The 19680-nt window shown below is 69.4% G+C and carries 18 protein-coding genes and 2 pseudogenes; 13 read left to right on the top strand and 7 right to left on the bottom strand.

Annotation, left to right across the window (positions count from 1 at the left end):
• Window positions 1-34 precede the first annotated feature (34 nt).
• The 6 genes from B0I32_RS07025 to B0I32_RS07000 all read right to left on the bottom strand — a co-directional run bounded on the left by B0I32_RS07025 (window position 35) and on the right by B0I32_RS07000 (window position 7804).
• Entirely contained in the window at window positions 35-1750 is a 1716-nt protein-coding gene (locus B0I32_RS07025; RefSeq protein WP_106235983.1) for an ABC transporter family substrate-binding protein, read from the bottom strand.
• Window positions 1747-3819: an ABC transporter ATP-binding protein gene (locus B0I32_RS07020; protein WP_106235981.1), complete on the bottom strand. Its 2073-nt coding sequence runs from the start codon at window positions 3817-3819 to the stop codon at window positions 1747-1749. The genes B0I32_RS07025 and B0I32_RS07020 overlap by 4 nt, the downstream gene beginning before the upstream one ends.
• A complete protein-coding gene (locus tag B0I32_RS07015) occupies window positions 3816-4655 on the bottom strand; it encodes an ABC transporter permease (protein ID WP_106235979.1) in 840 nt (279 codons plus the stop codon). Before B0I32_RS07015 ends, B0I32_RS07020 begins: the two co-directional genes overlap by 4 nt.
• Window position 4656: 1 nt before the next feature.
• Complete coding sequence (locus B0I32_RS07010) at window positions 4657-5634, bottom strand: ABC transporter permease (protein WP_106235977.1); 978 nt, start codon at window positions 5632-5634, stop codon at window positions 4657-4659.
• A 352-nt stretch (window positions 5635-5986) separates the two neighbouring features.
• On the bottom strand, window positions 5987-6991 hold the full coding sequence (locus B0I32_RS07005; protein WP_106235975.1) for a phosphotransferase family protein: 1005 nt from the start codon (window positions 6989-6991) through the stop codon (window positions 5987-5989).
• A gap of 57 nt (window positions 6992-7048) precedes the next feature.
• Window positions 7049-7804 carry an SDR family NAD(P)-dependent oxidoreductase gene (locus B0I32_RS07000; protein WP_106235973.1) on the bottom strand — a complete coding sequence of 252 codons (756 nt, stop codon included), beginning with the start codon at window positions 7802-7804 and terminating at the stop codon, window positions 7049-7051.
• Between the two features lie 146 nt (window positions 7805-7950).
• Here B0I32_RS07000 and B0I32_RS58765 point away from each other — a divergent pair, with 146 nt between their 5' ends.
• Window positions 7951-8331: an SDR family NAD(P)-dependent oxidoreductase gene (locus tag B0I32_RS58765; protein WP_219911671.1), complete on the top strand. Its 381-nt coding sequence runs from the start codon at window positions 7951-7953 to the stop codon at window positions 8329-8331.
• A pseudogene (locus B0I32_RS61600) lies at window positions 8244-8882 on the top strand (aldose 1-epimerase family protein); the annotation flags it as partial. The gene B0I32_RS58765 and the pseudogene B0I32_RS61600, both read left to right, overlap by 88 nt.
• 94 nt (window positions 8883-8976) lie before the next feature.
• Here B0I32_RS61600 and B0I32_RS06990 read toward each other — a convergent pair.
• Window positions 8977-9819, bottom strand: coding sequence for an amidohydrolase family protein (locus B0I32_RS06990; RefSeq protein WP_106235972.1), 843 nt, complete (start codon window positions 9817-9819; stop codon window positions 8977-8979).
• 139 nt (window positions 9820-9958) lie between these two features.
• Here B0I32_RS06990 and B0I32_RS06985 point away from each other — a divergent pair, with 139 nt between their 5' ends.
• The 11 genes and pseudogenes from B0I32_RS06985 (at window position 9959) to B0I32_RS06940 (ending at window position 19669) form a co-directional block, all read left to right on the top strand.
• The gene (locus tag B0I32_RS06985) at window positions 9959-10513 is read left to right on the top strand and encodes a glycoside hydrolase N-terminal domain-containing protein (protein ID WP_245955646.1); all 555 of its coding nucleotides are present in this window, start codon (window positions 9959-9961) and stop codon (window positions 10511-10513) included.
• 166 nt (window positions 10514-10679) lie between these two features.
• On the top strand, window positions 10680-10877 hold the full coding sequence (locus B0I32_RS61595) for a glycosyl hydrolase family 95 catalytic domain-containing protein (protein ID WP_425438083.1): 198 nt from the start codon (window positions 10680-10682) through the stop codon (window positions 10875-10877).
• Window positions 10844-11278, top strand: coding sequence for a carbohydrate ABC transporter permease (locus tag B0I32_RS06975; protein ID WP_106235969.1), 435 nt, complete (start codon window positions 10844-10846; stop codon window positions 11276-11278). Before B0I32_RS61595 ends, B0I32_RS06975 begins: the two co-directional genes overlap by 34 nt.
• Window positions 11275-11487, top strand: a pseudogene (locus B0I32_RS61590) (carbohydrate ABC transporter permease); the annotation flags it as partial. The gene B0I32_RS06975 and the pseudogene B0I32_RS61590, both read left to right, overlap by 4 nt.
• Window positions 11488-11551: 64 nt before the next feature.
• Entirely contained in the window at window positions 11552-11689 is a 138-nt protein-coding gene (locus tag B0I32_RS59665; RefSeq protein WP_245955644.1) for a hypothetical protein, read from the top strand.
• 552 nt (window positions 11690-12241) lie between these two features.
• Complete coding sequence (locus B0I32_RS06965) at window positions 12242-12616, top strand: group I truncated hemoglobin (protein ID WP_106235966.1); 375 nt, start codon at window positions 12242-12244, stop codon at window positions 12614-12616.
• Complete coding sequence (locus tag B0I32_RS06960) at window positions 12617-13738, top strand: globin domain-containing protein (protein ID WP_106235965.1); 1122 nt, start codon at window positions 12617-12619, stop codon at window positions 13736-13738.
• Window positions 13735-14376 carry a DivIVA domain-containing protein gene (locus B0I32_RS06955; RefSeq protein ID WP_106235964.1) on the top strand — a complete coding sequence of 214 codons (642 nt, stop codon included), beginning with the start codon at window positions 13735-13737 and terminating at the stop codon, window positions 14374-14376. The genes B0I32_RS06960 and B0I32_RS06955 overlap by 4 nt, the downstream gene beginning before the upstream one ends.
• Before the next feature lie 100 nt (window positions 14377-14476).
• Window positions 14477-15556 (top strand): LacI family DNA-binding transcriptional regulator, encoded by a 1080-nt coding sequence (locus tag B0I32_RS06950; RefSeq protein WP_106235962.1) that lies wholly within the window; start codon window positions 14477-14479, stop codon window positions 15554-15556.
• A gap of 207 nt (window positions 15557-15763) precedes the next feature.
• Window positions 15764-17644, top strand: coding sequence for a DUF2075 domain-containing protein (locus B0I32_RS06945; RefSeq protein ID WP_181307101.1), 1881 nt, complete (start codon window positions 15764-15766; stop codon window positions 17642-17644).
• 135 nt (window positions 17645-17779) lie between these two features.
• Window positions 17780-19669 carry a DUF2075 domain-containing protein gene (locus B0I32_RS06940; RefSeq protein WP_245955643.1) on the top strand — a complete coding sequence of 630 codons (1890 nt, stop codon included), beginning with the start codon at window positions 17780-17782 and terminating at the stop codon, window positions 19667-19669.
• Window positions 19670-19680: the final 11 nt, after the last annotated feature.

Genomic DNA, 19680 nt, shown 5'->3' with positions numbered 1-19680 from the left:
CCGGGGGTCCTCTGTGTCACTGCTGGGCAGAACGTCAGCCGGTGAAGCCGACGGCCGTCCAGTCGTAGTACTTGTAACCGCGGGCGCCCCAGTTCGCCAGCGTCTTCTTCGTCGCGAAGATCTCAGGCCGCTGGTACAGCGGGATGGTGTGCACCCGGTCCCAGATCAGCTTGTCGGCCTCGTTGGCCTTCTGGATCGCCGCGGCCGGGTCCATCTCGTCCACGGCCGCCTGGATGGCGGCGTCGACCTCGGGGTCGCTCATCTTCGGGAAGTTGCTCTCCGAGCCGGTCTTGTAGATCTGCGGCAGCGAGCCCAGCGGCAGCGGCGTGCCGATCCAGGAGAACGGCACCAGGTCGAAGTCGCCCTTGATGATGAAGTCGTTGAAGAACTTGTCCACGGGGACCGGGCGGATCGTGACCTTGATCCCGGCCTCCTTGAGCATGGCCTGGGTGAGCTCACCCTCCGTCTGCGAGACGGGCGTCGCCGTCGGGATGACGAAGGTCAGCGCGAGCTCCTTGCCGTCCTTCTTGCGGTACTCGCCCTCCTGCTTCCAGCCGGCCGCGTCGAGCAGCTGCTTGGCCTTGTCCAGGTTGTACTTGCCCAGGTCGCCGGAGTTGTCGACGTAACCCTTGTGGTTGTTCATGAAGACGTGGTTGCCGAGCGTCTGCAGCGGCCACTCCATGTCCTTCAGGTCCGACTGCGTGATCACGTCACGGTTGATCGCGTACTGGACGGCCTGGCGGACTTCCTTCGTCTTCAGGAACTCGCTCTGGTTGTTGACCGTGATGTGGCGCCAGTTCGGGCTGAGCGACTTGCGGATCTCGGCGCCCGGCACCTCCTTGGCCCGCTTCAGGTCGGCCGGGGCGCCGGACTGGATCTCCGCGGCGTCCAGCTCGCCGTTGGCGAACGCGTTCACCTCGGCGGCCGGGTCGGGGATGGCCCGGTAGATCAGCTTGTCGAGCTTGGCCTTCTGACCCCACCAGTTGTCGTCGCGCACCAGGGTGAGCGTCTTGGTGCCCTCGTCGAGGGACTCCACCTTGAAGGGACCGGCCGTGACCGGGATCTTCTGCAGGTAGTCCTTCTCGTACTTCTCCGGCGTGTCGATGTGCTCGGCCGGGAAGAGGTGCGAGGTGCCGCGGTTGAACAGGCCCTGCCACTCCGAGTACGGCTTCTTGAAGGTGATGACGGCGATGTTGTCCGAGTCACCCTTGGCGACGGACTCGATCTTGTCCCAGCCGTCCGTGGAGGCCGGCTTGAACTTCTTGTTCTCGCCGCTGTTGGCCTTCCACGCCGCCTCGAGGTCCTTCCAGGTGATCGGCGTGCCGTCCGACCACTTGGCCTTCTCGTTGAGCGTGTACGTGACGACCTGCTTGCCCGAGGACATGTCGTTCTTGACGTCGCTGACGTAGTCCTTGTTGGGGGTGAACGTGGCGTTCTCGTCCGCCATCATCAGCTGCGGCATGATCGGGTCCAGCATCGTCGCCGTGTCGGCCTGGTTGCCGTCGACGTGGTTGCCGTTCCACTGCGTGGGCCACTGCCCGATCGCCAGGGTGAGCGTGCCGCCGTCCTTGACCTGCTCGTACGGGACGGAGTTGATGCTGATGATCGGGGTCTCCGTCATCTGCTGCTGAGCCTGCTGGGACTGCTCGGCGTTCGGCTGCTTGTTCTCGGTGCCGCCGCCACCGCCACAGGCCGCGACGGCCATGGCCAGGACCGCCAGCCCAGCGGCCGCACGGTAATGAACCTTCACTCTTCCTCCTGATTTTCCGAGGCCGTGATGACCTCGATCTCCTCCGCGTAATGGCAGGCGGCGCCGTGGTCCACGGCACGCGTCAGCCGGGCAACCGAGGGCTCTTCGTCCACACACCGCCGCCGCTCGGCCTCGCTCAGCCGGGCGAACTTGGGGCAGCGGGTGCGGAACCTGCAGCCCGACGGCGGGTCCGCCGGGCTGGGCAGGTCGCCTTCGAGCAGGATCCGCTTGCGGGTGCGTTCCATCTCGGGGTCGGGCAGCGGGATCGCCGACAGCAGCGCCTGCGTGTACGGGTGCGCCGGACGGTCGTAGACGTTCTCGACCGCCCCGATCTCGGCGATCCGGCCCAGGTACATGACCGCCACCCGGTCGGCGAGATGCCGGACCACCGCCAGGTCGTGCGCCACGAACAGGTAGGACAGGCCCAGCCTGTTCTTCAGCTCCTCCAGCAGGTTGATCACGCCCGCCTGGATGGATACGTCGAGTGCCGAGACCGGCTCGTCCAGCACCAGCAGCTTCGGCTCCAGCGCGAGCGCGCGGGCGATGCCGATGCGCTGGCGCTGGCCGCCGGAGAACTGCTGCGGGTAGCGTTCCGCGTGCTCGGGCGCCAGCCCGACGAGCCGCAGCAGCTCGGCGACCTTGCCCCGCACGTCGTCCTTGACGCCGTGCGCGCGCAGCGGCTCGGCGATGATGTCGCCGATCGGCATGCGCGGGTCGAGCGCGGCCATCGGGTCCTGGAAGACGATCTGCAGGTCGCCGCGGAGCGCCTTGCGCGCCGCCTTGTCCAGCTCGGCGCTGTTCCTGCCGAGCACGACCACCCGGCCGCCCTGCGGCGGCTGGAGCTGCATGATCTGCTGCAGCGTGGTGGTCTTGCCGCAGCCGGACTCGCCGACCAGGGCCAGCGTCTCGCCCTCGGCGATGTCGAGGCTGATGCCGTCGACGGCGTACACCGTGCCGACGCGGCGCTTGAAGACCGCACCCTTCATCAGCGGGTAGTGCCTGATCAGCTCGTCGAGCTCCAGCACGGTCGGCCGCTCGGCGCGCGGCACGCGGACCACCTCGTTCGGCGGGATGACCGGCACCGGGAACACGTCGGTTCCGGTCAGGTTCTTGTGCTCGATCTCGTGCGCGCGGATGCAGGCCACGTGCCGCCCGCCGCCGAAGGGCGTCAGCGGCGGCTCCTCGTCGTCGCACATGTCCACCTTCATCGGGCAGCGCGGCGCGAACGGGCAGCCGGGCGGCAGCGCCGCCGGCGACGGCGGGTTGCCGTCGATGGGCACCAGCGGCCCCTCCTCGCCGTCGACCCTGGGGATCGAGGCGAGCAGTCCCATCGTGTACGGCATCCGCGGCCGGTAGTAGATGTCCTCGACGGGGCCCTGCTCGACCGGCCGCCCCGCGTACATGACGAGCACCCGGTCGGCCATGCCGGCGATGACGCCCAGGTCGTGGGTGATCATCACGATGCCCGCGCCGGTCTCCTGCTGCGCGGTCTTGAGCACCTCCAGCACCTGGGCCTGGATGGTGACGTCGAGCGCGGTGGTCGGCTCGTCGCAGATCAGCAGGTCGGGGTCGTTGGCGATGGCCATGGCGATCATCGCGCGCTGCCGCATGCCGCCGGAGAACTCGTGCGGGAACGCCTTGGCCCGCAGGTTCGGGTTGGGGATGCCGACCAGGTCGAGAAGTTCGACGGCCCGCTTGGCGGCCTTGTCCTTGCCCACCTTCTGGTGCACGCGGACGGCCTCGGCGATCTGGTCGCCGATGGTGAACACGGGCGTGAAGGCCGACAGCGGATCCTGGAAGATCATGCTGATCGACTTGCCGCGTACCTTGACCAGGTCGTCTTCCTTCATGCCGAGCAGCTCTTGCCCGTGCAGCTGGACCGAGCCGTCCACCACGGCGTTCTTCGGCAGCAGGCCCATCACGGCCAGCGAGGTCACCGACTTGCCCGAGCCGGACTCGCCCACGATGCCGAGCACTTCGCCGCGCTCGACCTCGTAGCTGACGCCGCGCACGGCTTCGATGCCGCCGGGGAAGGTGACGGTGAGGTCCTTGACCTGCAGAATGCTCACGTGTTGCTCCCCGGGTCGAGTGCGTCGCGCAGGCCGTCGCCGATCAGGTTGACGCTGAGCACCAGGGCGACCAGCAGACCGGCCGGGAAGGCGAACAGCCACGGATAGCCGGTGGCGTTGCCGGAGCCGGTCGCGATCAGCGTGCCCAGCGAGACGTCGGGCGGCTGGATGCCGAACCCGAAGAAGGACAGCGCGGCCTCACCGATGATCGCGCCACTGACGTTGAGCGTCGCGTCGATGATGAGCAGAGAGGACAGGTTGGGCACGATGTGCCGGAAGATGATCTTCCAGCGGGGGATGCCCATGTAGACGGCGGCCAGGACGTACTCCCGCTCGCGGAGCGAGAGCGTCATGCTGCGCACGACCCTGGAGGTGATCATCCAGGAGAACGCGGCGAGCAGCGCCACGAACCAGAGCCAGGTGCCCTCCCGCAGCCGCGGCGAGATGATCGCGATGACCAGGAAGCTCGGCAGGACCAGCAGCAGGTCCACGCCCCACATGAGCACCCTGTCCACCCAGCCGCCGAAATATCCGGCGAACGCGCCCACGACGGCCGCCAGGCCGGTCGAGATCAGCGCGACCAGCAGGCCGATGATGATGGACTTCTGCATGCCGCGCAGCGTGACCGCGTACATGTCCTGGCCGATCGAGGTGGTGCCCCACCAGTGGTCGCCGCCCGGGGGCGACAGGAAGGACAGGAAGTCCTTGTCGGTCCAGTCGTACGCGCCGAAGAACGGCCCGACGTAGGCCAGCCCCACGAGCAGGACCAGGGCGACGAACCCGTAACGGGCCTGGTTGTTGCGCAGCAGGCGCCTGAAGACGACTTTCGAACGCATGTCAGCTCACCCGGACCCGAGGATCGAGCGCCGCGACCAGCAGGTCCGACAGGAAGGAGGCGAACAGGATGCAGACGGCGGCGAAGAACGTGACCGCGGCGACGGAGTTGACGTCGTTCTGGTTGATCGAGTCGACCAGCCAGGCGCCCATGCCGTGCCAGGCGAAGATCTTCTCCGTGAACGTGGCTCCGGTGAACATCGTCCCGAACGCGAACGCGAAGTAGGTGGCCGAGGGGATCAGCGCGGTGCGCAGCGCGTGCTTCGTCAGCGCCGTCCTGCGCCGCAGGCCCTTGGCCATGGCCGTGCGGACGAAGTCCTGGCCCAGCACGTCGAGCATCATGTTGCGCTGGATCCGGCTGTAGAAGGCGATCGAGCCGAGGCTGAGGGAGATCGTCGGCAGGATCAGGTGGTTGAGCCGGTTGACGAACTGGTCCCAGCCGGACAGCCGCGGGTTGTACTCGCCGGTGTACTCGATCAGCGTGAACCCCAGCCCTCTGTTCAGGTTGTACGTGGCGATGGCCAGCAGGGTCGCCAGCACGAACACCGGGATGGCCATGATCACGAAGGAGCTGACCCCGATTAACCGGTCGCTGAACTTGTACTGCTTGACCGCGGAGACCGCCCCCAGCACCACCCCCAGGGCGAACCCCAGCAGCGTGCCGATCAGCAGGAGGCGCAGGCTGACCATGATGCGCCGGCCCATCTCGCCGTTGACCGAGCCGCCGTTCCAGGTCTTGCCGAAGTCTCCGGTGACGACCCCCTTGGCCCAGGTCGCGTAACGCACGAGCACCGGGGTCTTGTCGTTCAGGTTGTAGGCGTCAAGTGTGGCGTCGATGACAGCCTCGGGCACCGGCGGCTGCCGGCCCTCGTACGCGGCTCGCGGGTTCATGGTCGTCGCCGCGAGCATGTACGCGAGGCTGGCCGCGATGGCTACCAAGATCACATTTATTGCCAACCTGCGGAGCAGGTACTTGCCCATTACTCTCCGTTCGCGCTGATCGAGGGCGCGAACTCACGGGCGGAGCGGCGCCCCCTCAACGTAAACCCATCCCACGTCGTGAAATTCACATGTCTGCGGGATGGCGATCAACGCGAAGAATATAAGCAAAGCGATAACAGGCAGAAACGGAGCCATATAACGGTCAGGTCACTCACAAAAGATCGACGAGCCCTGTCAGACGACTTCGCTCCCACCCCTCGACCTGCGGAAATATCGCCTACCAGATGCCCTTTCGGACGTCTCGCAGAAGCCGTGTGTCACAGGATCCGTACACGGATGACGACGAACCGGCGTGATCCACACCATATTCGCTGAGGGGTGAGGCTACGCGTCAAACGACCCGGCTGAGCGGGCCGGTGAGCGCGGCGGCGAGCACGGCGGCGACGCCGGCGTAGGAGTCGCGTACCGCCGCGGCCTGACCGAGCCGATGCTGCTCCAGCCGGACGGCGCCGAGATGGCGCAGCTCGTAGAGGAGGGAGCGCCACCGCGCCGCCGGGTCGGCGTCCGGCTCGCCGTAGGACTCCCAGAACGCCAGCCGCTCGTCCTGCTTCCTCGACGCCATCCGGATGGTCCAGTCCGCGGCCGGATCGCCCCACCAGGTGCGGTCCAGGTCCAGCACACCCGTGACCGTGGGCACGGGGGCCTCGGCGGCGAGCATGGTGTTGACCGTCCACAGGTCGCCGGTGAGCAGGCGGGGCTCGGTGATCTCGTCCAGTACGTCGTGCCGCTCCGCGGCCAGCGCGGCGGCCCGGCGCAGGTCGGCGGCCTCCAGGCCGGCGCCTTCCAGGTCGGCCGCGATCTGCCGCAGCGACTCCGTGACCGCCTGGCTCCAGGTGTCGTAGACGGGGGCGGCCACCGGACCGAACCCCGGCCCGCGCACGTCGTGCACGCCGCGGGTGATCTCCCCCAGCTGCCGGAAGTAGCTCGTCCAGGTGGGCCGCGGGTAGCCGGGCAGGCGATCGGGGCCGGGCACGCCGTCCAGCCACGTCTGGACCAGGTAGTCCCGGCCGATCAGGTCGTGGGACCAGTCGGCCGCGACGACTCTCGGCATCAGCGGGGCGATCACCGAGAGGTACGGCAGGGTCGCGTACTCGTTGCGCATCAGCTCCCGCTCGGAGGCGAACTGACGGGCCGGTTCCGGCGCGAACCGCATCACCACCGGACGGTCCAGGCCCTCGACGGTGACCTTGTAGGTGGTGTTGTACATGCCGAGACCGAGCTCGACGGCCGCGACGGCGTCCCGTCCGAGGACGCGCCGGCTGATCCGGCTGATGTGGCCGGCGGTCACGGGCTGCTGGAACGCCTGCGCCGGGCGTTCGATCCGGTGAAACTCCATCGCGCCATCATGCCCGCGCTCCTCCCGGTCTCCTCCGGCGACCGGTCCCGCGGGCCGTCACGGCATCCACTTGCCGCCGGCCACGTCGATGGTCAGCCCGGTCAGCCAGGAGGAGGCGTCGGAGGCGAGGAAGGCCGTGACGTTGGCCACGTCCAGCGGCCGGCCTAGCCGTCCGAGCGGGTGCTCGGCCAGCATGCGCTCGGCGAACTCCGGCGGCATCCGCCGCTCCAGGCGCTCCGTCATGATCGTCGAGGGCGCGACGTTGTTGACCCGGACGCCGGCCGGGCCCAGCTCGTACGCCAGCTGCCTGGTCAGCGCGATCACCCCGGCCTTGGCCGCCGTGTAGGCCACGGAGGCGGGGGTGGGGGTGCGGGCGGCCAGGGAGGACATGGTGATGATCGAACCCTGCCCGCGCTCTCTCATGCTTGGCAGGAACGTCCTGATGACGAGGAAGGTCGAGGTGAGGTTGGCGTCCACGGTGGCGTGCCAGTCCTCCGCGCTCGTCTGGTCGATCGGCTGCGGCCGGCCCGTGCCGCCGCCGGCGAAGACCGCCAGCACGTCCACCGGGCCCAGGCGGCGCTCGACCTGCTCGCGCATCGACTCGACGGCGGCCTGGTCCGTGGTGTCGGCGGCCGCCCCGATGGCGCGGCCCTCCGGGGCCTCGTTCACTGTGGCCTCGATGGCGGCGGGGTCGCGGCCGTTGACGGCGACGCGCATGCCCTGGGCGGCCAGCACCCGTACGGTCTCGCGCCCGATCCCGCCCGAACCACCGGTGACCAGCGCTACCTTGCCCTGCAAATCCGGAAACATCATGCCTTCTACGGTGTCGGTCGGGGCCGCCCCAGACATCCCACCCGAGGCACGTCCCTGCCTGCGCCTCCCGTGGTGCACGCCCCTCCCCGGCCATACCGCCCCGGGCGTACGGTCCCCGCCCCGGCTACAAGCGCGCGGCCAGGCAGATGCTCGGCAGGAGCGGCTGCGAGGGCGGCGGGGCGATCGTCAACGTCGCCTCGATCACCATGCACGGCGGCTGGCCCGACCTGGCCGCGTACGTCTCCACCAAGGGCGCGGCGGCCGCCTTCACCAGGGCGCCGGCCCGCGAGCTCGGGCCGAGGGAGATCCCGGAGCGCAGGCGGCCGGCTGAGCTGACGGGCGACCTGAGCGCGGCCAGCGGGGTCCGGCTGGTGACGCTGGCCGACGGCGTGGAGCGCGGGGTCAGGGCGCTGGAGTTCCGCACCGGGTCGGCGGCGACGTGCCGACCGACGGCTACCGGTATCCGCCGCGCGAGTCCGTACGGCACGGGCTGCACGGCCGGGCCGGGAACCTGCCCGCCCGCCTGAGCGGCCACAGCGAGCGGTGGGACGGCGAGCGGTGCGTGCTGTGGACCGAGGGCGAGGCGCGCCAGGCGGCGGTCTTCGCGGAGAACCTGCGCCTGGTCCGCCGGATCGAGGCGGACCTGGGCGGGAACGAGATCCGGCTGACCGACACGGTGACCAACGCCGGGTTCGAGCCGGCGCCACACATGTACCTGTACCACATCAATCTGGGCTGGCCGCTGCTCGACGAGGGCGCCAGGCTGGAGGCCGACCTCCGCGAGACGCTCTGGCGCGGCGACAGCGTGGCCGAGCAGCAGGCCGATCACCTCACCTTCCCCGGGCCCGTGCCGGGGTTCGTGGAGCAGGTGTACGAGCACGCGCTCGTGCCGCGCCCCGACGGCCTGCACCGCGTGGCCGTGGTCAACGAGCGGCTGGGCATGCGGGTGGCGGTGGAGTGGCGGGCGGAGGAGTTCCCGTACTTCTTCGAGTGGCTGAACCTGCGCTCGGGCAACTACGCGGTCGGGCTGGAGCCGTCCACGCACCACGTGTCGGGTGACGCGGCGGCCAGGCGGGACGGCAGCATGATCTGGCTCGGCGCGCAGGAGTCGCGGACGTACCACACGACGTTCCGGGTGGAGGCCGCACGAGATGACGGCCCCCGCCGGGGCCCTACCCTTCCAGCCGGTACGCCCTGCGCGCCGTGCCGGCGAACACCTCGGCCCGCTCCGCTTCCGACAGGCCGGCGCACAGCTCGTCCGCGGCCCGGCTCACCTGGCCGTACTCGGCCGCGAGCAGGCAGACCGGCCAGTCGGAGCCGAACATCACCCGTTCCGGCCCGAACGCCTCCAGCACGACCTCCGCGTACGGCCGCAGATCGTCCACCCGCCAGCCGGTCCAGTCGGCCTCGGTGACCAGGCCGGACAGCTTGCAGAAGACGTTGGGCCGCTCGGCCAGCTGCCTGATCCGGCCGCGCCACGGCTCCAGCTCGCCTGCGGCGATCGGCGGCTTGGACAGGTGGTCGAGCACGAACGTCAGCTCGGGCAGCGCGGTCACGGTGTCGATGGCGGCGGGCAGCTGGTGCGGCAGCGTGAGCAGGTCGTAGGCGAGCCCGGCCGCGGCCACGGCGGCCAGCCCGCGGCGCACGTCGGGCCGGTTGAGCCAGGCCGGGTCCGGCTCGGACTGCACGCCGTGGCGCACGCCGACCAGCCCGCCGGGCAGCGCGGTCAGCTCGGCGAGCGCGTCGGCGGCGTCCGGCGCGGTGAGGTCGATCCAGCCGACGACCCCGGCGACCAGCGGGGACCCGGCGGCCAGGGCCAGGAACTCCCTGGTCTCCGCGGGGTCTGCCACCACCTGCACCAGCACGGTGCGGCTCACGCCGGCCGCCGCCGCGGGCCCGGCGAGGTCGTCGAGGGTGAACGTGCGCCGCACGGGCTCCATCGCACGCCGCTCCAGCCAGGCGTGCGGGCGGGCGGACAGGTCCCAGACGTGGTGGTGGGCGTCGATACGGCTCATCCCAAGACCTCCAATGTTTCCCGGCGAGTTTCACCGACCCCGGAACAGAAAACCAGGACAAGCGTAGAGATACATCCCATGTATGGCGACCCCCGATCTCGGGCGAGTGCGCCGAACCCCCAACCGAACAGGAGCGACCGTGACCGACCACGGGACCATCAGGACCAACGGGACCGGCGAGACCGACGACGGCTACACCAGGAGAGGCGTGCTCGCCCCCGGATTGGGCGCCGCGGCCGGATCCCTGCTCGTGAACGGCGCCGCCGCCGGGCCCGCGCGGGCGGCCACGCGGGGCAACCCGCTCACCCTCTGGTACACCCGCCCGGCCGCCCAGTGCCTGGAGGCGCTGCCGGTCGGCTGCGGCCGGCTCGGCGCCATGGTCTTCGGCGGCGTGGAGACCGAGCGGCTGCAGCTCAACGAGGACGGCATCTGGGCCGGCGGGCCGCACGACTACGACAACCCCGAGGCGCTGGCCGCCCTCCCGCAGATCAGGCAGTGGGTCTGGGAGGACAAGTGGCAGGCCGCGCAGAACCTGGCCGACCAGAAGTTCCTCGGCCGGCCCAGCGAGCAGGCGCCGTACCAGGTGCTGGGCGCGTACGTGACCGTCGTGACGGCCCTGGTGAGGTCAGCGACTCGACACCGACCCGCAGCTGGCCGCCCTGTACTTCCAGTACGGCCGAGCTCGCGCCGGTAGTCCGTGAACTCGGCCGGTCCCGGGAAGGTCAGCGTGAGGTTGGCGGGCGATGCGCTCGTCGGTCGGCAGTGCGTCGTACGGCCGCCCGCTCGCCTGCTCCAGGTGCCGCCCGGCGACCTCGGCGGAATCGCCGCCCACGTCCTTGAAGCTGCGGTAGCCGGAGCCCATGGAGATGAGCAGGGTGACCTCGTCCGCGCCCTCGACGGACACGCCGTTCCAGATCGACGGCAACTTCGGCGGCACCTCCGGGATCACGGAGATGCTGCGCCCCGCCCACTCCCGCAGCGTCGCCAGCGGCGCGGACGTCACGACGGCTGGGCCAGCGCCCTCATGGTGGCGCCCGCCACCGTCCTCTACGTCGTGATGCTGATCATCCCGGCCGGCCTTGCCCTCTACCTGAGCCTGACCGACTGGGACGGCTTCAGCGCCGACCCCGCCTTCGTCGGCGCCGCGAACTACGTCAAGCTCCTCGACGACCCCGAACTCCAGCGCGCCGCCCTGGTGACGCTGCTGGTCGCGGCGGCCGGCACGGCCGGGCTCGGCCTGCTCGGCCTCGGCTTCGCCCTCCTGGTCAACGGCGCCTCGAAGGCCAACACGTTCTTCCGGATCGTGCTGTTCCACCCGCACGTGCTCAGCGCCCTGGTGGTCGGCTTCCTCTGGTCGGCCATCCTGGGCACCACCGGCGCGGTCGACAACCTGGTGACGACCTGGGGCGGGCAGGTCATCCCGTTCCTGTCCGACCGGTCCGGGCCACGGTTACCATGATCGCGGTGCTGGCCTGGGCCGGGTTCGGCGTCAACGTGGTGCTCTACCTGTCCGGGCTGCAGGCGGTGCCGCACTCGCTGATCGAGGCGGCCAGGATCGACGGCGCCACCCGCGCGCAGGTGTTCAGGAACGTGACGCTGCCCGCGCTGGGGCCGTCGGTGACGGTGAACATCGTGCTGTCGCTGGTGACGCTGCTGAAGACGTACGACCTGGTGGTCTCGCTCACGGCGGGCGGCCCGGCCGGTCAGACGCAGAGCGTCGCCTACCTCATTCATGCTCATCCCCCTGTACGCGCTCACCGCCAACGCGTTCGAGGGCCGGCAGGACATCCTGGCCGACCCGTTCGGCCTCGGCGGCCTGACCCTCGAACCGCTCGGCAGGGCGCTGACCAACCCGCAGTTCAACTCGTGACCGGATAAGCGGGCCGCGTGACGTTTCCCGGTTCGGCCGGGCGGGCACGTTGACGTTTCGCGGCCGGACGCGCGCATTCGGTAACCCACGGAGCGTGCTTTCTTCCCTGAACAGGCGATATCGAGCCTTCCGCGTGGAATCACACTGAAAGACGGAATGGCTGTCCGAAAAACCGGCCATTGTCGTCTCCATACGGGTTGCGGGCGGTCTGCTCACCCCCTAATGTTTCTGACACATCTTCACGTGCTCGGAAAATCCGGTGGTTAAGAGCCGGCATCGGTACAGGGCCCGGCGCAGAGTCCGCATCATGGGGGCATGAATGGCACTCGGACCAGACGCGGTCGCCACCGCGACGGCGAGGTCATGACCGTACGGGCCTGGCCCGGAACCCGCGTACGCCTCAAGGGGGAGGCTTCCGCCGCGGAGGGTACCCAGGCACCCGACTGAGGAGAGTCCAGTCGGAAGGGATTCGGCGACGCCACTAAACCAGCACATTAACCACGCGTTGATACGCAGGAAAATGTCGTTCCATTCAGGAGGTTTGCAGTTCCCATGGCTTCGTACTACGAGCAGGTCGGCGCTTCGACCATTCGCGACGTGGTCGACCGCTTCTATGTGGTCGTGCTGGATGACGCCGAGCTCAAGCCGTATTTCGACGGGGTCGACATGGTCCGGCTCAAGCGGCACATGGTCATGCTGCTCTGTTCCGTCCTCGGTGGCCCGGAGGTTTACGAAGGTCACGACCTGGGCGACGCCCACCGGGGCATGGGTATCACCGGCGACCACTACGAGCGGGTCGGCCGGATCCTGGTCACCGTGCTGCGCGAGGACTTCGGCGCCGACGACGGCCTCGTCGGGCATGTCGCCACCGTGCTGGGCCAGGTGCGCGGCTCCATCGTGGAAAAGCCCGTAGGGGCAGCGGGATAAGTGGACACGCAAGCCCTGAAGGGCAGCTGGCAGCTGGTCGCCCAGTCGGGTGACCAGGTGCCGCTGTTCTTCTACTCCGCCTTATTCCTCATGTACCCGGAGACCCGCGCCCTGTTCCCGGTGTCCATGGCCACCCAGCGCGACCGGCTCGTCAACGCGCTGGGGCACGTCGTCAGCAACGTCGACCGGGTGAACGAGGTGGTGCCGTTCCTCCAGCAGCTCGGCCGCGACCATCGCAAGTTCGCCGTGCTCGCCCAGCACTACCCGGCCGTCGGGCAGGCGCTGCTCGCGACCCTGGAGCACTTCCTCGGCGACCGCTGGACGCCCGCCCTGGCGCGTGACTGGACGGCGGCGTACGGGCTGGTGGCGAAGGTGATGACCGAGGCGGCCGAGGAGTCCTCAGCCGTCACGCCTCCCTGGTGGGAGGGCGAGATCATCCTGCACGAGGTGCGCGCGCCGGGCATCGCGGTCATCAGGGCCCGCCTGAACTACCAGTACGCCTTCCGCGCCGGGCAGTCCGCCTCCGTCTCGGTCCCGCTGCGGCCGAAGCTGTGGCGCTTCTACTCCTTCGCCAACGCGCCGCGCCGCGACAACTCTATTGACCTGCACGTACGCGTGGTCGACGGCGGCACGGTCAGCACCGCCCTCGTTCACGGGGCGCAGCGCGGCGACATCCTCAAGGTCGGCGCCCCGGTGGGCGACCGGCTGACGCTCAGCCAGAACCAGTCCAAGGAGCTCCTCCTCATCGCGGGCGGCACCGGCCTGGCGCCGCTCAAGGCGCTCGTCGAGCAGGTGGCGTACGAGGGTCCGCCCAGGGGCGTCCGCCTCTTCGTCGGCGCCAGGACCTCCCGCGAGCTGTACGACCTCGAGGCCCTGTCCAAGATGGAGGCCGAGAACCCCTGGCTGAGCGTGGTCCCCGTCGTGTCCCGCGACGCCTTCTTCAGCGGTGAGCACGGCCACGCCGTGGACGTCGCGCTGAAGGCCTGGCGCGGCCAGGACGTCTTCGTCTGCGGCTCCGAGGAGATGGTGCAGAACTCCGTCTCCCGGCTCCTCGACGCCGGCGTGCCGCCCGAGCTCATCCGCTTCGACGAGTTCACCACTGCTGGAGGTAGGGAGCCGTGACGGTAGAGACGCCGTGGGGAGAGCGCCCGTCGAACGACCATCGGCGCCTCACCCCTGATCGCGTGCGGAACAAGGACTTCTCCCGCACCAAGCTCGGGCACCGCGGATACAGCGAGGAGGAGGTACGGGCCTTCCTGTACCGCGTGGCCGACGACATCGCCACCGGCGACATGGAGAAGGCCGACCTGCGCGCCGAGGTCGAACGGCTGAAGAACTGGTACAAGGAGCGCGGCACCGACGTCGACAACTCCGGCGCCAAGAAGCTGAGCGTCGACGCGGTCAACCTGCTGTCCCGTGCCCAGCAGACGGCCGACGCGCAGATCGCCGAGGCCGAGGACTACGCCCGGCGGCTGGTGGGCCAGGCGCGCCAGCAGTACGAGCAGATGCTGAACGAGGCGCAGCAGCAGGCGGAGGAGGCCGGCAACCAGGCGGTCGACGTCTACCGGTCGAGCGGCGGGCAGCAGTCGGCCGACGCCGAGGAACTCGAACGGCGGATCGCCTACCTGCGCACCTTCGCCGAGGTCACGCAGGTCCAGTTGCGGGCGGTGCTGGAAGGGCTGACGAACGAGGTGAACAAACTCGGCAAACTGCCCGACACGGGCCGGCCCGCCGCGTACTCCTCCCTGGGCCACGACTGAGCCGGCACAGCCTCACGCGGCCGCGGCGGTGCCGGAGGGGCCGCCCGCCTGCCGCGGCCGGACCGTAAGCTGTGCTCGTGAGAGCCGGGGTGGGACGAGCATGGTGACGCGCAACGACGTGGCGCGTCTGGCGGGCACCTCCCCCGCCGTGGTCAGCTACGTGATCAACAACGGGCCCAAGCCCGTCTCCGAGGCGGCCAGGCGGCGGGTGCTGGCGGCGGTGGCGGAGCTCGGCTACCGGCCGAACGCGGTGGCCAGGTCGCTGCGCGCCCGCCGTACGTGGACCATCGGCGTGATCGCCTCCGGCAACACCGGCGGCACCAGCCCGTTCTTCGGCCAGTTCACCCGGGCCTGCGAGGAGGTGGCCTGGCAGCGGGGCTACTCGGTGCTGCTGGGCAACTCCGCCGAGGACCCGATGCGGGCGGAGGGCTACGTCAGGCGCTTCATGGAGCACCAGGTGGACGGGCTGGTGCTGATGCGCGTGCCCATCGCGCCTGAGCGGGCCGAGGAGATGCGGGGCCGCGTCCCGGTCGTCACCATCGACCATACGGCGCCGCCCCACTTCTCCCGGCTGGCGGTGGACGACGAGGAGGGCGGCTACCAGGCCACCCGCCACCTCGTCCAGCACGGCCACCGGCGGATCGGCTACGTCGGCGGCCCTCTCGACATCACCCCCGTCCGCCTCAGGGCCATCGGCTGGCGACGGGCCCTGCGCGAGTCCGCCCTCCTCCCGCCCGGACCGGCGACGAGCCCGCTCACCCCGGCCGAACCGACGGCGGCCGACCTGAGGGCGGACGACCTGATCGCGGAGGGCGAGTTCAGCCTGGAGGGCGGCTACACCGCGGCGCTGCGCCTGCTCTCCTCGGCCGAGCGCCCCACGGCACTGTTCGCCTCCATAGACACCCAGGCCATCGGTGCCATGCGCGCCGCCGCCGACCTCGGCCTCCGGGTCCCGCAGGACGTGGCGGTGGTCGGCTTCGACGGGGCGAGAGAGGCGGCGTACACGGTGCCCGGCCTGACCACGATCAGCCAGCCCATAGACGAAATGGCCCGCCGCGCCACGGAAACCCTGGTGGCGGCGATCGAGAAGGAGAACGAGGAACCCCTGACGGAGATCTTCTCCGCCACCCTGATCACCCGCGGCTCCTGCGGCTGCCCAGAACCCCACCTCCGCCGCTGACCTCCACATCTATACCGCCACGGTCCCGGCTCGACGGCAGGCGATCCGGCCCCGTGGAGCGACGGGCCGCCTTCGCCGGAAAACGTCGGTTGATCGAGGTAATCTGCCTGTCGTAGTGATGCGGCCCGACGGGCTTCCGCAGATCGGCTGATCTCCGGACACGCCCCCATACCGCACGAGTCTCTCGTGCTGCCTGGGGGTAGGTCCGTGACGGCGTTTCGGCGCTCCGCCGAAAGCCTGGTCAAGCTTGTGACCAGTGCTTCGATCCCCGAGCGGCGGCTCAGCGAGGCCATCACGGAGCACCTCGGGAGGACCGCGCACATCAGTCCGTCCCCCGCGGAGTCGCGATCATGGGACCGCAGCCTTCCCGTGCTCGCGCGTGACCTGCTCGACGCCGGGCTGGGCGCGGTCGAGATGCTGATCGAATACCAGCTTCCGCTGACCAGCAAGCGCGCCGACGTCGTGCTCGCGGGTGTGAACCCGCGCACTGGGCGCGACGCCTACATGGTGGTGGAGCTCAAGCAGTGGAGCCAGGCCGAGCTGTACGAGGACGATCCCGAGCTCGTGCTGGTGGAGGGCTGGCCGGGCGCTCCCCGGCTGCATCCGGCACTGCAGGTGCAGGGCTACTGCGACTACCTCGCCGACTTCACCGAGGTGCTCGACGGGCGCGACGATGCCCTCATCGGTGTGGCGTACCTGCACAACGCGGCCGACCCCGACGTACGGGATCTGTACCCGGCGGCGGGTGATGGGCGGGCCCGAATGTTCTCCCGCAGCCGGCGCGCGGACTTTCTCCGATTCCTGCGTGACCAGTTCGCGCCCCGGCCCGGCGCCGACGCCGCCGACCGCTTACTCGAGAGCACGATCCGTCCGTCGAAGCGGTTGCTCGCGCTCGCGGCCCAGGAGATCAAGGAACGGGAGCAGTTCGTCCTCCTCGCCGAGCAGCGCCTGGCCTACGAACTCGTCATGCACGCCGTCGAGCGTGCGCGGCGGGCGGGTTCCAAAGAGGTCGTCATCGTCACCGGCGGGCCGGGCAGCGGCAAGAGCGTCATCGCCCTGTCTCTGCTGGGCGAGTTGTCGCGGCAGGAGCGAGCCGTCCTGCACGCCACCGGGTCCCGTTCGTTCACCGAGACACTGCGACGGGTGCCGGGCCGGGGATCGTCGAAGGTGAAGAGTCTGTTCAAATACTTCAACGGCTTCACGAAGGCCCGTCCTGACGACCTCGACGTGCTGATCTGCGATGAGGCCCATCGGATCCGGGAGACCTCGCAGACCCGCTACACCGCCGCCCACTTGCGCAGCGACCGGCGGCAGGTCGACGAACTCATCGACGCGGCGCGGGTGCCGGTCTTCCTGCTCGACGAGCATCAGGTCGTACGGCCTGGGGAGATGGGCACCGTCTCCGAGATCAGGGCACACGCGCGGGCTCGCGGGGTGCGCGTGCAGGAGATCTCCCTCGACGAGCAGTTCCGCTGCGGAGGCAGTCGCGCCTACGAGACTTGGGTGCTGAGCCTGCTCGGGCTGAGACCCGGGCTCCCTGAAGCGTGGACGGGGGACGATCACTTCACGGTCGCCGCGACCGACTCTCCCCGGCGGCTCGAAGACCTGCTCCGCTCGAAGCTGGACGCGGGCTACTCCGCCCGGATGACGGCCGGTTTCTGCTGGCCGTGGAGTGAGCCGCGCAAGGACGACACTCTTGTCCACGACGTCAGGATCGGCGACTGGACCCGCCCCTGGAACGTCAAGGGCGACCGAGCCGTGGGCCAGGCGCCCGCGAGCGCGCTGTGGGCGACCATGGACGGCGGTTTCGAGCAGGTCGGCTGCGTCTACACGGCTCAGGGCTTCGAGTACGACTACAACGGCGTGATCATCGGGCCCGACCTGGTCGCCCGCAACGGGCGGCTGATCACGGTCAGAGCGGCGAGCAGGGACCCGGCTCTCACCCGCGGCACCGATGATGAGGAGGCCGACCGCTTGATCAGGAACACCTACAAGGTCCTGCTGACCCGCGGGATGCTCGGCACCCTCCTCTACTCGGCCGACGCCGAGACCCAGACGTTCCTGAGGCGGCTGCTGCCCGCCGCATAGTTCAGCACCACCGTCATACGCGGCCCGACGGGCTTCCGGTGATCCGGACACGCCCCCACACCGCACGAATCACTCGTGCCCTGGGGGTAACGCATGGCCAAGCCACCCGGACCTGCCTACCGAGGGTCCGTGGACATGCTCTTCGCATCGTTGTCCACGCCCGCGTCGGAGATGGAGAAGGCGTTCACCGCCGCTCTTTCTGAGGCGACGAAGCTTCAGACGGGGCGACCGGCGACCAAGAGCCAGCTACGGGCGTGGACCAACAGCGTGTCCGCGCTTGTCCGGGATCTGCACGACGCCGGGCTCGGCCAGGTCGAGGTGATGCTCGAATACCCGATGCCCCACAACAGGCGCAGCTCGGCGGACGCCGTACTCGCCGGCACCGATCGACACACCGGCAAGGATCTGTTCGTGGTCGTCGAGCTCAAGCAGTGGAGCGAGGCCGAACTGTACGAAGAGAACGAAAAGCTGGTGGTCGTGCCGGGAAGCCGGAACGAGTACGACACCCATCCGGTGATCCAGGTGTCCGGCTATCGCCGGCGGCTCGTGGAGAACTGCAGCGCGGTGGACGGAGATCCGCAAGCCGTGGAAGGCGTCGTCTATCTGCACAACGCGACCCGGCACAGCGTGCGCGACCTGTTCAAGCTGGCCCTGGACGAGAACGTGCGGCTGTACACGAAGACGGAGCGCAGCGCGTTCATCGACTACCTCAAAAGCCGATTCGGCGATGGCGAAGGACGGCAGGCGGCCGAGCGACTGCTCAACGGGCGGGTCCAGCCGAATCAGCCGCTGCTCAAGAAGGCCGCAGAGGTGCTCAAGGGCCGGGACACCTTCATCCTCCTCGACCAGCAGCAGACGGCGTTCGAGACCGTACGCCATGCGGTCGAAAGCGCCTTCGCCGCGAACACCAAACGCGTCGTGACCATCACCGGCGGTCCCGGCAGCGGCAAAACCGCGGTGGCCATGGAACTTCTGCGCTACATGACCCAGGACAAGCGCAAGACGTGGTATGCCACCGGGTCCAGGGCCTTCACCGAGACGATGCGCCGCTTCGTCACGGGCAGCGACAAAGAGCTGCGGAACCTTTTCAGGTACTTCAACGACTTCGCACAGGCGCGCCCCAACGAGGCCGAGATCCTGATCGCCGACGAAGCGCATCGCGCCCGGCTGAAGTCCTTCGACCGTTTCCGCAGAGAGAAGTGCAGTGACAACCCGCAGATCGAGGACCTGATCAACGCCGCCCGGGTGCCTGTCTTCTTCCTCGACGAACATCAGGTGGTCAAGCCCGGCGAGGTGGGCACCCTTGCCGCCATCAAGGCTCACGCCCAGCGGCTGAACGTCCGTCACCACCACATCTCGCTCGAAGGTCAGTGGCGGTGCGGAGGCAGTGTCGCCTACGACCTCTGGGTCCGACGGCTGCTCGGTCTCGGCGGCGAGGACGCGGAGTGGGACGGCGATGCCCTGCCTGAGCCGTGGGAAGGGGATGAGAATTTCGAGGTGATCGTCGCCGAGTCGCCGGCCCACATGGAGGCCGTGCTCGGGGACAAGCTCGCCGACGGCTGGACCGCGCGGATGACCGCCGGCTACTGCTGGCCGTGGAGCAAGCCGAACGCGGACAGGACCCTGGTCCCCGACGTGAAGATCGATGGCTGGGAACGCCCCTGGAACGCCAACAGCACCTCCAAGGTCGGACAGGCCCCGCCGAGTCACATCTGGGCGACCTCCCCGGGGGGCTTCGGCCAGCTCGGCTGCGTCTACACCGCCCAAGGGCTGGAGTTCGACTGGGCCGGCGTGATCATCGGGCCTGATCTCCTCGCCCGCGGCGGGCGGATGGTCTCCGACCGCGCGGGCAGCCAGGACAGGGATCTGACGAAGTCGACCGTGACACACGAGCAGTTCGACCGGCTCGTCCGCAACACCTACAAGGTGCTTCTGACCCGAGGGCTCGCTGGAGTGGTGCTCTACGCGGTCGATTCCGAGACCCAGGATTTCCTGCGCAAGCTCGTGGACAGGCCAACGGTCTGACCGGCCGGCCC

The organism is Nonomuraea fuscirosea, assembly GCF_003001935.1.
Taxonomy (GTDB): domain Bacteria; phylum Actinomycetota; class Actinomycetes; order Streptosporangiales; family Streptosporangiaceae; genus Nonomuraea; species Nonomuraea fuscirosea.
This window is presented reverse-complemented; position numbering and strand designations above follow the sequence as displayed.